Annotated in this window: 8 protein-coding genes; 6 read left to right on the top strand and 2 right to left on the bottom strand. The window is 41.7% G+C overall.

Going from position 1 to position 15588, the window contains the following annotated elements:
- Positions 1-3: 3 nt before the first annotated feature.
- From ABDW16_RS24450 to ABDW16_RS24430, 5 genes are read left to right on the top strand one after another with little or no spacing between them, the layout of a single operon-like run.
- Positions 4-3489 (top strand): SusC/RagA family TonB-linked outer membrane protein, encoded by a 3486-nt coding sequence (locus tag ABDW16_RS24450; RefSeq protein ID WP_343673415.1) that lies wholly within the window; start codon positions 4-6, stop codon positions 3487-3489.
- Positions 3490-3503: 14 nt separating this feature from the next.
- The gene (locus ABDW16_RS24445; RefSeq protein ID WP_343673413.1) at positions 3504-4964 is read left to right on the top strand and encodes a RagB/SusD family nutrient uptake outer membrane protein; all 1461 of its coding nucleotides are present in this window, start codon (positions 3504-3506) and stop codon (positions 4962-4964) included.
- Positions 4965-5018: 54 nt separating this feature from the next.
- Complete coding sequence (locus ABDW16_RS24440; RefSeq protein ID WP_343673411.1) at positions 5019-6269, top strand: TlpA disulfide reductase family protein; 1251 nt, start codon at positions 5019-5021, stop codon at positions 6267-6269.
- Between the two features lie 17 nt (positions 6270-6286).
- Positions 6287-6736 (top strand): protein-disulfide reductase DsbD domain-containing protein, encoded by a 450-nt coding sequence (locus ABDW16_RS24435; RefSeq protein WP_343673409.1) that lies wholly within the window; start codon positions 6287-6289, stop codon positions 6734-6736.
- 36 nt (positions 6737-6772) lie between these two features.
- Positions 6773-7918 carry an AhpC/TSA family protein gene (locus ABDW16_RS24430; protein WP_343673407.1) on the top strand — a complete coding sequence of 382 codons (1146 nt, stop codon included), beginning with the start codon at positions 6773-6775 and terminating at the stop codon, positions 7916-7918.
- 344 nt (positions 7919-8262) lie between these two features.
- Here the strand turns inward: ABDW16_RS24430 and ABDW16_RS24425 are convergent, their stop codons facing one another.
- A complete protein-coding gene (locus ABDW16_RS24425) occupies positions 8263-11028 on the bottom strand; it encodes a T9SS type A sorting domain-containing protein (protein WP_343673406.1) in 2766 nt (921 codons plus the stop codon).
- Between the two features lie 785 nt (positions 11029-11813).
- Between ABDW16_RS24425 and ABDW16_RS24420 the strand changes: the two genes are divergently transcribed.
- Positions 11814-12230, top strand: coding sequence for a hypothetical protein (locus ABDW16_RS24420; RefSeq protein WP_343673404.1), 417 nt, complete (start codon positions 11814-11816; stop codon positions 12228-12230).
- Between the two features lie 230 nt (positions 12231-12460).
- Here ABDW16_RS24420 and ABDW16_RS24415 read toward each other — a convergent pair whose 3' ends face one another.
- Positions 12461-14710, bottom strand: a complete 2250-nt coding sequence (locus tag ABDW16_RS24415; protein ID WP_343673402.1) for an excinuclease ABC subunit UvrA — start codon at positions 14708-14710, stop codon at positions 12461-12463.
- Positions 14711-15588 lie beyond the last annotated feature (878 nt).

Below are 15588 nucleotides of genomic sequence, written 5' to 3'. Positions count from 1 at the left end.
CAAGTGAGCGCGTCCACTAGAGCACAAAGTATTACACTCAACAAAAAAAATATTTCCCTGGTAAAAGTGTTCAGAGAAATCAGAACCCAAACCGGCTATAGCTCAGTATGGTCAGTGACTGATGAAAAAGATAAATTAGTAAATGTGGCTTTTAAGAATACCCCCCTGGAAGTTGCACTTGATCAAATACTTGCACCCTATAACCTGGCTTATAACATCGACAGGGGAAATAAAGCCATACTGATCCATCCTATACAAACAAGTACCAAAGCTACTGCTGATCTCCCACTCATAGATGTGAAGGGCGTTGTGATGAATGTGTTGAAACAGCCACTGCAAGGGGCTACGATCAAAATAAAGGGTGGAACCAAATCTACGCTATCAGGTTCAGACGGATCGTTTCTCCTGACAGGAGTTGCCGACGATCACACGTTAATGATCTCTTTCGTTGGTTATGCTAATAAGGAAGTCAAAGCATCAGCAGATCTGGGTGCAATTCAGCTTGAGTTTGCTATTAATGATCTGCAGGAGGTAAAAGTCACCTACTCTACCGGTTATCAGACGGTGTCACAGGAACGAAGTGCAGGAGCTTTTTCTAAACCAGCTCTGCATGCGATGTATGACAGGTCTAACAGTACAAATATATTACAGCGGCTTGATGGCTTAGTGCCCGGTTTAACGGTAAATAATGCTCCTGATGCCGGATCTAACCCTTTTCTAATCAGGGGACTAACTTCTATCAATTCAACAAGAGGTCCCCTGGTAGTTGTTGATGGCGTTCAGGTACCCGATAATTCTGTCCAGAATATCAATATGCAGGACGTTGCTGACATCACTATACTCAAAGATGCTACTGCCGCTTCTATCTGGGGCGCCAAGGCAGCAAACGGTGTAATTGTAGTTACAACAAAAAAAGGGGACCCCGGTGATAATCTGAAAATTGATTACGATGCATATTACAATTTTCAGGGTACTCCGGACCTAAAGTATATTCAGAAAATGAATAGTAGCCAGTTTATAACTACGGCAGAGGAACTTTTCCCTCAATACGTTGATGGTAATTCCTGGAGCTCAGTACAGTTGATTGCACCTGTTACACCACATTTACAATATCAGTATGACGCATACAGAGGCTTGATATCCCAGGATCAGGCTAATGCGAAGTTAGACAGCCTTGCCCGTATTAATAATGCTGGTCAGCTTAAAAAGTACTTTTACCAGGCTGCAGCTACCACCAATCATACCATATCTGTTTCCGGTGGCGGAAAGGCATATACTTTCTATGGCTCTGCCAATTATATAGGAGTAGTAAGCAATACGCCTGGTCAAAAAGATAACCGGTACAAAATTAATTTACGACAAGACTTTAAATTTAATAAAAGCCTTCAGGCCTACCTGATAACAGATTTAACTGATCGTGTTACAGGTAGCAACAATATAACCGTACCAAGCCTGGATTTGGTGCCTTATCAGCTTTTCGCCGATCCAGGAGGCAATCCGCTAACGGTTAACCATATGGGTAATTACAGTGATGAGCTTCGTGAAGATTACCAGGCAAGAAGCCGTATTAATCTGGATTATTCACCGTTGAAGGAAATCAATAGAGGGTATTCTAAAGGAACGGCACTATCCACCAGGATAGTGAGCGGAGTAAAACTGAAGATCTTAAAAGGGCTACACTATGAAGGAACCTTTGGCTACAGTATCAAATCTTCAAAAAATCGGCAGGTGTTGGATCAGGACAGCTATCAGGTGAGGGATGAAGTGATGACCTTCACGCAGGCGCCAACGATCAATAGCACACCAGTTTATAATGTTCCGAATGTTGGTGGACGACTCACTGTCACTGATGCCAATCTGAAAAACTGGACAGTAAGGAACCAGTTATTTTATGACAATATTTGGCAGGATAAGCATCAATTTACCGTCATGGCCGGGCAGGAAGCAACCAGCAACTCACCAGATTCAACTACTGTGATTTACAGAGGATGGGATGACCAACTTCAGGTAGGAAGACCTGTAAATTATGAATTATTGGGTGCTGGGATTACCGGAACAGTTAAGGGTGGCACACAGACTTTAGCTAATAATATAACAGGAGGAGAAGGTGTTATAACAAGAACATCATCATACTATGCTAATCTGGGCTATACATATAATCATAAATATACCCTGAACAGCAGTTGGCGTATAGACCGGAGTAATTTATTTGGCCTTGACAACTCAGCCCAAAACAGGCCGGTCTGGAGTATCGGCGGCAAATGGGCACTGGGCAGTGAATACTTTATGCAGCCTATCACATGGCTAAGCCGTTTGGATGTCCGGCTCACCTACGGTATCACCGGTAATGCCCCTACACCTGGTACTGCTGCATCCTGGGACATATTACAAGCTGAAACTAATGTGAATTACCCGACAGGAGTTGGCCTGGTCGTTACCGCACCCGCAAATAAAAAACTAACCTGGGAACTCACTAAAAACTACAACTTCGGCTTTGACTTCGAAATACTGAACGGCATATTACACGGATCGGTGGATGCTTATCTGAAGAAGACAAATAATCTGATAGGCACCTTAAGCACTGCCCCCCTTTCGGGATATTCTTCAGTCACTGGTAATTATGGAGATTTGCAGAATAAGGGAATTGATCTTTCCCTCAATTCCCTTAATATCAGTATCCGCCTTTTCACCTGGTCTACTTCATTTAATCTGGGGTACAATAAAAACAAGATTACGCGACTTGCCAATTCTTCGCCAATTACAACAGGACCGGGCATGATCTCCTCAAGATTTTTAGTAGGATATCCTGCATTTACAGTATTCGCCTACAACTATGCAGGCTTAAACGATTCGGGGGATCCACAAATAAGAAAAGCTGACGGAACCATTACCTCAGATCCCAATGCATCAACAGCGCAGGACGTGGTTTATAAAGGTAGTTCACAGCCGGTTTATAGCGGCGGCCTGTCTAATTATTTTCGTTATAAAAACTTTTGCTTAGGGGTCAATATTATCTATAACGGTGGTCACGTCCTGTTTCGTGATGTTAATACTTTTTGGTCTGGTGTGCCTTACTCTAATAGCATGCACCGCGAGTTTATGAACCGTTGGAAAGCGCCAGGGGATGAGAAATTCACAAACATTCCCAGGTATGCTGCTACAAGTGCAGTGAGCGGCAATAGGAACACAAATTATTATACCTATGCCAACTCCAATGTGTTTAATGCCTCGTTTGCAAAAATCCGGGATATTACTTTATCCTACGATCTTAAGAGCGCTCTTCTGAAGAGAATTCACGCCCAGGCTGTTTCATTCCGGGCACAGGTTTCCAATCTGATGCTATGGAAAGCAAATAATCTTGGCATCGATCCTGAATTCCAGTCTCTGGGCAACGTTGGAGCAACGCTCACTGCCGGAAACACCGGTGCAATAAGAAACCTGCGTACCGGGCAGGGAACTATAACATTAGGGGCCCATATCACACTTTAAAAAGATTAACAATCATGAAATCACCAATACAATACTTTTTGATAACGTCGCTTGCCTGCGCAATGCTACTAGCTAGCTCTTGCAAAAAAAGTTTTTTGGAAATACAGCCCAAAGGATCACTGATTGCGGAAAAAACTAGTGATTATGAGCAGATCTTAAATGCCATATACCTGCAGACTACACTGTCGGCACCCGTGTATTTGGGGGACGACGTGGCTCTGCAGAATGCTTATATAGATGGAGTACCATTAAGAGTGCAACGTTTGTTTCGGTATGAAGACAGGGTGTATGAGTCTAATGAATTACCGCAGGAAATAACCGCATCTACAGGTTATATTCAGAGATTATACCTTTTTAACAAAGTAATAAATGAGGTAATGTCATCCTCAAATGGTACTGATCAGCAAAAAAGACAGTTACTGGCCGAAGCAAAAGTTGGCAGAGCTGTTTGTAACTTAGCCTTTTTAAATGATTTTTCCTTACCCTATAACCCTTCGTCAGCTACAACTGATCTGGGCATACCAATAATAACCACAGCTGATGTTACCCGCACATCTTTTATCCGCGCAAGTGTTAGCGAGTGTTATTCGGCGCTTATTAATGATCTGACAGAAGCATTACCAGATCTGGGAGCCCTGGAACATAGACGTAGGTTTTCAAAACTAGCTGCTGAATTCATCCTGACGAAGGTGTATATGAATATGCTGGATTTTACCTCAGCCAAAACACATATTGACGCCGCATTTTCTGAATTATCGGGATCCACAATTCCGTTAGCGTTATATGATTACAATGTTGTTTTAGATCCTGATAGCGACAGCACCTGGTTCCCGGTTAACTTTTTAGGAGCGATGTCAAATATGCCACTTGCAGCTAATAATAGTCAAACTATTTACAACATATCAACTACGGTGTGGGCATTAAGTTTTGCCGACGCAATAGTTTATACTCCTTATGTTGCCTCTCTTTTTAGCGCAACTGATAAACGTTTGCTGCTTTATTCTGACACTGAATTGTTCGGTACATCTACTTACCCAAAACAAGTTCGTCGTTATCCCAACTTTTTCTTAGAACAGGGACCATCTTTACCTGAAATGTATTTAATGCGAGCGGAGATCAATGCCCGGAATAATGATCTTTCAAATGCGAAAGCAGACCTTGAAGTACTTAGGTCTAAAAGAATGCCGGCTGCAGACGCTATAGTACCTTCAACCGTCGCCTCAGACCAACAGGCACTGGTGCATTTTATTCTTGATGAGCGGGTAAGAGAATTTGCGCTTTCAGGCCTGCGGTGGTCAGACATGCGCCGTTTATCGGTTGATCCTGTTTACCATGACCATATTAAAACGAATCATGACCTGATTGACGCTGACGGGAATGTCGTACAATCTTATACATTAAAGCCGCAACGCTACGCCATGAAATTCGGAGAACTTATGTTAAGCGAGAATAAAGGGTTAATAGATAATCAATAATAATTTGGTCACGCTGCCTTTAAATTAAATATCATAAAATCTAAAATTCGAAATATGAGAATTAATACATTGTTTAATGTCTTCAGGGGCCTGGGTATTGTGCTCATGATCAGTTTGACAGCCCGCGCACAACAGCCCAATCCTCTCGCAGAGAAATTTGAAGCATTCAAAATCCTTGGCAAAGTGCAGGACCAGGAAAAATTTTATAACGATCTGATCAAGAAACAACCCATCAATAATACCAATCAAAGCATATACAACGTGTTCCGCGCTGAAATGGCAATAAACTGGCTGGCACAGGAAAACATGGACAAGTATAAAGAATACAGGAAGACGACCACTATTGACCATGGACTTCAACTTTTCGAATTAACAAATGTCCTGGAGCCATGGGTGGATGACAAAAAACATCTCGATTGGATCACTGAAATCTCGAACGAATTTATACCTGGTCTCGAAAGCGGGGCTATTAAGGACGAATTTGAACGCGCACACGAGATCTTCCTGGAAATATCTGCCCTGGCAGATAGTTACAATGGGCACACCGCATCTGCTATAGAAAAAATTCAAAAAGCCTTATTGGAACCTAAGATGAGAGATCTGAATTATTTCAAAGATGCTAAACCCAATTTTATTAACCGTTATGCAATAATATTGGCAGCGTCCGGTCAGGACCAGAAAGCGATAGATACACTATCTGCTGCTGTTCGAAATGCAGAGTCTAACCCCAGGTTGCTGGCAACGCTTAAATCCATCTATGAGAAAGTACACCCGGGGGAGTCAGAAAAATATGCCACAGCACTTCAAAAGGAAGCTTATCAGCACTATTATAACGAATTGGAAGCCGGCTGGGATTCAACCGGGAAGCCTGCTCCGGATGTTGTGATCTATAAGTTGAATGGTAACAACTTTAAAATATCAGACTTCAGGGGAAAGATCCTCGTGATTGATTTCTGGAGTACCATCTGCAAACCTTGTATAGCTGCGTTTCCTGCTTTTGAGCGTGTAGCTGCAGAATATAAGGATCAGCCCTTTCAACTATATGTAACAGATATCGCAGAAGATCAGGAATCTGTTCAGGCATATGTAAACCACACTAAGCTTACATTGGATGTATTACGGGATCCTGATATGACGCTTTTCAAAGCGATAGGAGCACAAGGAACGCCACATAAATTCATTATCGACCCGCAGGGAATTATTCGTATGCAGGGAATTGGTTATGCAGGTTCTTCAGATCGTGAGTATTATAAATTGAAAGCGATGGTAGAAATTACAAAAAAGCATGCTGCAGTTAATAATTGATAAAATATAAGCTTTAAATGAAAAGATCTGTTATTCTTTTGGTCATAGCCACTCTTCTAACATTCAAAGGGTTTAGCCAGCTATTAGATCCGGTCAGGTGGAATTATGCTGCTAAGAAAACAAGTAAAAATGAAGCTTTAGTATATATAACAGCTACACTGGATAAAGGTTGGCATTTGTATTCCCAGTACGTTAAACCTGGTGGACCGCAACCAACTAAATTTAAATTCGAAAAATCAAAGGCTTATGATCTGATAGGCAATACCATTGAGCCATCACCAACTGTTCGGTTGGAACCTGAATTTATGATGGAAGTCGGTTATTTTGAAACTTCAGTAACGTTTCAACAAAAGATAAAATTAAAGGGGAAAAAGGCAACCGTAAAAGGTGCCGTTAAATTCATGGTTTGCAACGATAACCAGTGTCTCCCTCCTGATGAAGTAAAATTTACCGTTGAAGTACTTTAAATATAATATCACTACACTAAATTTTCAATAATTTATATGAAGAAATTAATGATTGCCGCCTTGTTAACGTTTCCGCTAACTGTATTCTCTCAGGGTAATGGCAAATATTTAATTGAAGGTAAATATGGCACTTATAACCCGCCAGTCAAAGCTTACCTGGCATATACTATGAATGGCAAAGACATATTGGATTCTGTAACGCTGAAAAATGGATTTTTTAAATTTACAGGAAAGGCGCCCTCTTCGCCGGTATCCGCAACTTTAATTTTTGACCCGAAAGGCAATAGAACAAATAGTCTTGAACAGTGTCAGGTTTTTTTAGAACCGGGTACTATCAAGGTTGCAGCTAAAGACAGTACAGTTCTGGGTATTCAAATCACAGGGACCCCTTCGAACAATGATTATACCGACTTTAATAACATCGTAGACACGGAATTCGATAAAATGCGCCCTGAAGACAAAAGTTTCATGACAGGCGGAGTATCTCCTACATCCACACCGGATTATGAAACTAAATTAGCCGCATTTAAAAAAAGGTATAGCAAACTGACGACAAGCGCGTATACAAAATTTATACAGTCCCATCCTAACGCAATGCTAAGTTTAGATCTATTGCCGAAGGTAGCTTATGAACAAGAGTATGAGGCAGTAAAACCCTTATTTGATGGATTAACTGCAAGGGTAAAAAACAGCCCTAAAGGTAAAAAATTCGCCGAAAGCCTCCGCCAGATGAAGCTGACTGCGATTGGACAAAAGGCGCCGGATTTTGAGATGGCTGATACAAATGGAAAGTTGGTTAAACTTTCTTCTTTTCGTGGCAAATATGTACTTCTTGATTTTTGGGCATCCTGGTGTGGACCTTGCCGTGCTGAAAATCCTAATCTAATTAAGATGTACAATAAATTTAAAGACCAAAACTTCACTATTATAGGTATATCGCTTGATAGACAAGAAAGCAAAGCACAATGGCTAGATGCAATCAAAAAAGATGGGGTACTATGGCTGCAGCTTTCTGATCTTAAATCCTGGGATAATTTGGCCGCTAAATTATACGGTGTTCGTGCAATTCCACAGAACTTTCTGATTGATCCTGACGGGAATATTATCGGCAAAACCTTATTTGGAAAAGATATTGAGGCTAAACTGACCGAAATATTTACTCAGGTAGCTGAACGTAATTAATTTGCGTAATTAAACAAAGTTTAAAAAGCGCCCTGATGTTAACCGGGGCGCTTTTTAAACTTTTCTCCAAGAAAAAATTGTAAGTTTAAAAATTGTGGATGTTAAGCCTAATTCCGCTTGGGTCAATTTCAATATATTCATGTAACCCATTCCTCAGCTGCTGCTTTGTAACAGTTTTGGGGCAACTTTCATTATATTTTATGCCAGATAAGAATAAACAGGATGCGGATCAGCAAAGCCGATTGAATAGACAGACAAGGTCGAATCAGGTGCAACCGGCATGATTACAGGAAATATTGGGAATACTTCCAGCGAAGCATTCCCAATAAGTGGTAAAAGATTTGTCAGGGAACGATGAGCTTCTTAGTGAAACTACCTTCTTTCCAATCTATCGTGACAATGTACAACCCTGCACTGAGTCCCGAATTGACTTCTATCTTGTTAGCGCCGTAAGTTTTCTTTTCATAAAGCATTCTGCCCAGGCCATCATAAATTCTCACTACCGCATTTTCCGAAATTGCCTGAAGAAGGATCGTAAACCTTCCAGCACTGGCAGGATTCGGATATATGCTAACAGCATCTTCATTATTGCTGATTTTCGATGTCGATATGGAGTCGGTCACAGTGACATTAAAGGTCTGTGTGCTCTGGCATCCCCCGCTATTGGTGTAGGAGGCCACGTAGGTCCCTGCCTGATTGGCCTGGATATTTGAAATGGTTACTTCACGCGTAACAGTAATAAAATTATTCGGCCCGCTCCAGCTCCACCATCCTCCCTCCGCAGGCTGAGGACCAAACTGTACGCTGCCACCTGCAGCTAAAGAAGCATTGGCTGTCTGTTGCCAGGTTCCGTAATTAATCTGTACATACGGTGTAATGGCAGTAGGCGTACAGGTAACAGGGTCCCAGTAAATTAAACCTCTACCTGCGCCGGCACTCATATATACCCTTCCGGCAACGTTCATGTCTCCGATCAGCAATGGAGCGCCCCCAAACTCGTGGGCGTCATCGTTTATCCTTGTCCAGGTAGTACCCTGATCTGTTGATCTGAAAAGCCCCGTCACACCTGAAACGGTTCCCCAGATGAAAATAGTCGGATAGCTGGATCCAGCCATAGCCTTTCCTATCCCAATGGCTTTACAATAAGTTACATTTGAAACAGTGGTATAAGTCGCTCCATAGTCTGTCGAATACTTTAATCCATTGCGGCCGAGAGGTACCCACACATGCCCTTCAACGCCCGGCACCGTACGGACCAGGACTGCTTCCCACGGATAATTTGCGGTTGACGCACCCGGAGTGCCCGCTACTGAAAAATTAACTCCTTTATCGGAGCTCCTCAGCATTTGTCCGTTGATTGGATTGTATATATAAAAACAGTTCGGATTTACCTGGTCAGCGACTGGTGCTGCATCTCCGAGGGATACACCTGAACAGGCAGACCAGCTGGCTCCATTGTTCGTTGTATAGTAGGTAGTTGTAGAACTTCCGGGGCAATGTAATATGGTCCCTCCGTCTGCACTGATGGCAACCTTTCCCCCTTTACCCATATTAGAGGAGGATCCGGTCCATGACGTACCCTTATCGCTGGAGTAATAAACAACACTTCCGTCATTAGAAGCTCTTACTACCCTGCTTGTATTGATAGCAGCATAAGCAACACTTTGGTTATTCGGATCTGAAGGCGCAAGCTTTTTTGCCGGATAGGAAGTCAGCGGCTCATGTACAAAGCCTGTTACATCTCCAAAGGAAGAAATAAATGACCCTCCGGGAATGCTTGTCCCGTCAAGCAAAGCTGTTTCTTCAATCCCGATCACATCGTATTTCCATGAAGGATTCGTGGCTGTAATATCGGAACAGGTATATATTCCACCTCCGCCGACTACACGCACTTTTGAAAGATTGGATTGATCAAATTCGATACAGTCCATCCAGTTAACCGCCCCTCCATTAGTCCAGTCCATGCCGTTACTATCATATGTAGCGTTTCTGCCGTTTTTAAGCGTCCAGGTCGATCCACCATCGGTAGAGAGAAATATAAAATCTCCCCAGCCGGTACCAAACTGGTTGTTCCAATACAGACCACAGGAAGAAACTATGACCCGGTTAACATTAGTCGGGTCTATACTTACTCCTCCGTACGAATAATCCTTCGAAGAAACGGGGGTAACGTTTGTCCACACACCGGTAGCCGTGTTGAGTTTATATACCTTCCCGTCTCCTCCACTTGATTGGGGGCCAGCATCATCCGAATAGGTAACATACATAATTGTATCCTTCAGCGCTGCACGGTGTGGCATAAAACTGGTGGTTGCAGAAATGTCGGTAAAGGTCACGCCACCGTCTATACTCTTGTAAATATTCGTGCTGCCGGTACGGGAAACGCCAATGTAAATGGTTTGAGTCGCTCCGCTTACCACACTGCTTAAAGGATCAAAAACGACAAAACATATTCCGTTCTCGTTGGGAGTGGTAGTTACTCCGTTCCAGGCAAGGTTCCAGGTAACGCCACCATCCGTACTCTTCCATAATCCGTTGGCCCTGGTTCCGCAAAATAATAGGTTACTGTTTTTGGGATCCACTGCAAGACGTTCTCCGTTACCACGTCCGGACCCATTTCCATTCGCTTTAAATTTAGCCGTAACATCAGTATAGGTAAAAGTATTTCCTTTGTCTGTGGACCTCAATATAGCCGTTCTTCCGCTGTTGATATAGGAGGTCCCGCAGAGCATATAAACATTATTGGGATTTTGCGGATCCAGCGCCAATGATTCCACACCACTAAATCCATTTTCTGACTCGTCGAACCAATCGAGCAGCTGCACCCATTTATTGTTCGCGGCATCCCAGCGGTAAGCTCCGCCCACATCCGTGCGGCAATACCTATCGCCGGATGATTGGTGGGTAATGATCCCTGTCACAAATCCGCCGCCACCAATAGGTGCATTCTTCCAGACATAGTCGGTGGTCTGTGCCTTCACTTCATAGCCTGGAAACCCAATACTCACGAGAAGTAAACAGAGAAAGGCTAGTGTCTTTTGCCTGAACTGCAGAAATACCGGAGAGGAGGTGAAAGATCTGAAGACAAAAAGTGGTAATTTGGTTTTCATAGAGTTTATGGTGTTTAAATAAATCGTGGGAGAAAATTGGCAAAACGAAACGCGCTACCCTTTGTTTGAGGATTTGACGAAAGTTCTGACAATATGACATCACACTGGGATGGCCTCGGGAAGTTTAGCGGCAGCAGACATATCTTCATAACCGCAATTATTCTCGTAACTAAAGGTTGCAAAACTACTGTAATGTTTCAGAAGATGGAGTGCTCAAATGTTGCAGATCATGGCTGGAAATATTTCAAATTCTGATTTTCATAGGAATTTTGCTCATTTAAATTTAGTTACATGCCTTTTCTTTTAGTATCGATATATCTCATCTCTTGATTTAATAGCAACCGCCATTCCCAACAAAAGTCTTCTGAAAAACCGTTCAACAGTGAGGTTACATGCACTAAAGGCAAGAATAAAGGTGTTAGTTGCTGGTTTTGTCATTTTATCAGTTTTTGTGTGTCCTATTGTATATTTGCAATGACACACGGTAATGAGGTAGGAGTAAAAGGATGTCAATGTCAATTGATGATTTGATTCTTCCTGACACTTTTTTGACACGAAATCTATATAACTATTTGATTATCAAATAGAAATATGTTCCTGTTCTGGGCACTTGGCGAAAGCCGGAGAGAATATCTCCGGCTTTCTTGTTTTAGAAGAATCATTCCTCTTTGCCCCCCAATACAATCTGCCTACATTAAATATTAAGAGAATTTGTATTTTAGCGCCCTTATATCAGAACCAGGTGTAAAATCCTAGCCCTTCATGTAGCTAATACTAAATCAAAAATGAAAAGATGTAATCTTATTTCCCCATTCGTCCTAATTTCAGGACTCTTGTTCGTAATGTTCATCACTTCCTGCGGTAAAGACGGTGCTACAGGTCCAGCCGGTCCAGCCGGCGCGGCTGGTGATTCAAGCACTGTGATTTATTCCGATTGGCTGGATGTGACGTATAAGCCAGACACTATACATACTTCAGGTGGTGGTATAGATACTGTAGGCTTCTATGCTATTATTAACGTACCTAAACTCACCCAGGATTTGCTGAGTACTGCGGATGTCAAAGTATACGTCAACACGAATAATGTAAGTGATCCAGTCATTTATTCGTTGCCTTATAATGCCCAGTCAGGTCTTACATCGCTGTTTCGGCTTACACGCAGACAATTCAGTTGTATTCCAATGCGGACGTGGGTACCCTAACTTCAAATGATGGTACGAAATATCAACAATACCGGTACATGATTATTCCCGGTAATACGCAGGCAAGATCGGCTGCTGTAAACTGGTCCGATTATTCCAAGGTAATAGCGTATCTCGGGTTAAAAAATTAAAAATAAAGCGGCTGTCTTAAAAGTAACTAAGACAGCCGCTTTACTTTTAATTTTTCAACTAGCTTTTTAATTACATAGGATGCAATGTTGCCTGCAGTACTATTGTAGATGCCTCTTCAAATACTTTGCGGTTTCTGATTTTTTGTTTTTTAAAAGCGCCGCAACTGTGCCTTCAAAAATCAAATTGCCCCCATATTTTCCAGCGCCAATACCAATATCTATAATCCAGTCGCCTTGCGCAATGATGTCTAAATTATGCTCAATAACAATCAACGTGTTCCCATGATCTACAAGTTTGTTCAATATTTTCATTAGCTTTTGTGTATCGGATGGATGAAGACCTGTGCTAGGTTCATCCAACACCAAAATGTTGTTGCGATCGCCTAATTCTCTGGTTAATTTGAGTCTTTGCCTTTCTCCGCCTGAAAAACTGCTTAAGCGTTGACCTAACGTCAAATAATCTAAACCCAATTCCATCAGTAACTCAAAGTGGTGGGTAAAAGTATTATTGTTAAAAAAAAGCTTTGCTTCATCTACTGTAAGATTCATGACTTCCGAGATATTTAACTCATGGTAGCGATACTTTAATACATCAGGATCAAAGCCACTTCCGCCACATACTTCGCAGGGTTCTTCTATATCTTCCATAAAAGCCAGGTCAATCTTTTCCACCCCAAGGCCCTTGCAATTAGGGCAAGCTCCTTCTCCATTTCTGCTGAACAACTTGTTACTGACATTATTTGATTTCGCAAATAGATTGCGGATACTATCAGATATGCCGAGATAAGTCAGAAGGGTGGCCCTCGCACTTGCGGCAAACAAAGATTGGTCAATGATCTTCACATCAGAAAATTGCATGGGCAATACTTTACTGATTAAAGAACTTTTACCCGAACCTGCCACTCCCGTTACAACCGTCAATACATTTTTAGGAATATTTACTGTGAGGTTTTTCAGGTTGTGCAACTGCGCATTTCTAATAGTCAGGAACGTTTCGCTTTTTCTGGGCGATGCGTTAAAAGTTCTTATGGCTGAAAAATATCTACCCGTCTTTCCCCTGGATTGTTTCAAACCTGTAAACGCCCCTTCGTACACGACTTCGCCACCTTTTCTTCCCGATAATGGGCCCATATCTACAATATGATCAGCAATTTTAATCAGATCCGGGTCATGTTCTACAATCAGAACTGTGTTGCACTTATCTTTTATCTGTTTAATGATACCGGCAATATTTTCCAGGTCTTTCGGATGAAGGCCGATGCTGGGTTCGTCAAAAATGTACAACAGATCTTCAAGGCTATTACCCAAATGTCGCACCATTTTTATCCGCTGCGATTCGCCGCCTGAAAGTGTGTTAGTAATCCTGTCAAGTGTTAGATACTGAAGTCCTATGTTCACTACGTTTTCCAGTTTTCTTTGTAACTCGTTCAACACTGTTTCATACGATTTTGAGGAAAGCGATTTGATAAATTCCAGTAATTCATCTATCGGTAATGCCGCACAATCAGCGATGTCTTTGCCTTTGATTTTACAAGACAAAACTCTGTCGTTTAACCGTTTACCGTGACAGGAGGGACAGGTCTTTGAAACAACTATTTTTTTCAGGTCATCCTTCCTTATTGAGAGTTCTCTGGAATCTTTTTTTAAAATATCATTTTCTATACGTGTCAACACTCCAGCATATGTAGCAGATTTGTACCAATTTTTGCCTGGATGTTTCGGTTTATGTTCTTTTGAATACAATAATAGATCCCATTCAGCCTGCGTATAATCCTTCAATTTCTTGGTGTTATCAAAATACCCCGATTCCGTATACCTCAACCATCTATAACCACCAGGCTGAAAAGTCGGAAATAAGATAGCTCCTTCATTCAAGGACTTATCTTTATCGAATAGATGTTCGATACTAATAGTTTGCTTGTAGCCCAGGCCCTCACAAACAGGACACATTCCCTGAGGATTGTTGAAAGAAAAAATATTGGAATAACCCACAAAAGGTTCCCCCAATCTTGAAAACAATAACCGTAGCGAAGCATAAATATCCGTAGCGGTGCCAACGGTAGAACGGGCGTTGCCTCCCAATCTTTTTTGATTGATAATGACAGGCACATTCAGATGCTCAATTTTATCAACATCCGCTACACCGAGCTGGGCCAGCCTGTTACGAACAAAACTGTTTTGTGTTTCATTAATCTGGCGCTGTGCTTCAGCCCCAATTGTTTCAAAAACCAATGATGATTTTCCCGAACCTGATACACCGGTAAAGACAGTAATTTTGTTTTTGGGAATTTCTAAGGAAATATTTTTAAGGTTATTCTGTCTTGCGCCTGTTATCTTAATCACTTTCATAGCAACTATTTAGAGTGTAGGATCACTGCAGTATTGCAGACAACACGCAGATTTTATGCTATTCTACGCTATATCTCAAAAATACTAAATCTTGCCATTCAACAAAATAGCATTATACATTCTGTATTGTTATTAGGACAATCAGTTCTCCTTAAATATATCAAAACATGAAAGCAACTGATTAGAGCAAATGCTATAAATCGAACTTGTTTGAAGAAATTAAGGGGCATGTGCATTTAATGCCTTTGAGCATTAATGGGTATTCATGAGTATTTGTAGCCCGGATGTTCATGGACTCGTATCGAACATATTGCGCAAATAAACGAATGTGACCTGGAGACCACTTTAGGCGGAAAAGCGCAGGTATACCTGGGCTATTATGAACATTGAAAAAGAAATGGAGCATGCCACTCCATAACTAGGGGCTTGTGCTCCATCAATTTTTAACGATCTTTGAAAATAGGTGTAAGCGCTAATCAGTTGCCTCAGCGCTTACACAATATATTTTATAGTCTCTGTTTTAGCCGTCAAAGTATCTATCAGGCTACACAATTAAACTCTTACCAAATCCAATTACCAAAATCCCCCTTACATCTTTATACTAACACTCCTACCCTCATAGTCCACCACCTTTCCTTCGTTCCCCCCCTTTTCATTTCCAACCAGAATAACAGTAAATCTACGCTTTCCAAGCATACCTGGGAATTCCCCTTTCCTATCTCCAATAGTAAGCATTCCGGCTTTATCATCCCACTTAAAACTAATAGTAGAATATATTCACTTTTCGTAGTTATAATTGTCATTGCCATCTTCATACAATACAAACCTTGCATCAGACCCCGGATATACACGTATCTCAAGATGCTCCCATTTCTTTT

The organism is Chitinophaga sp., assembly GCF_039596135.1.
Lineage (GTDB): Bacteria > Bacteroidota > Bacteroidia > Chitinophagales > Chitinophagaceae > Chitinophaga.
The sequence above is the reverse complement of the archived record's forward strand: the minus strand, read 5'-3'. Positions and strand labels throughout refer to the sequence as shown.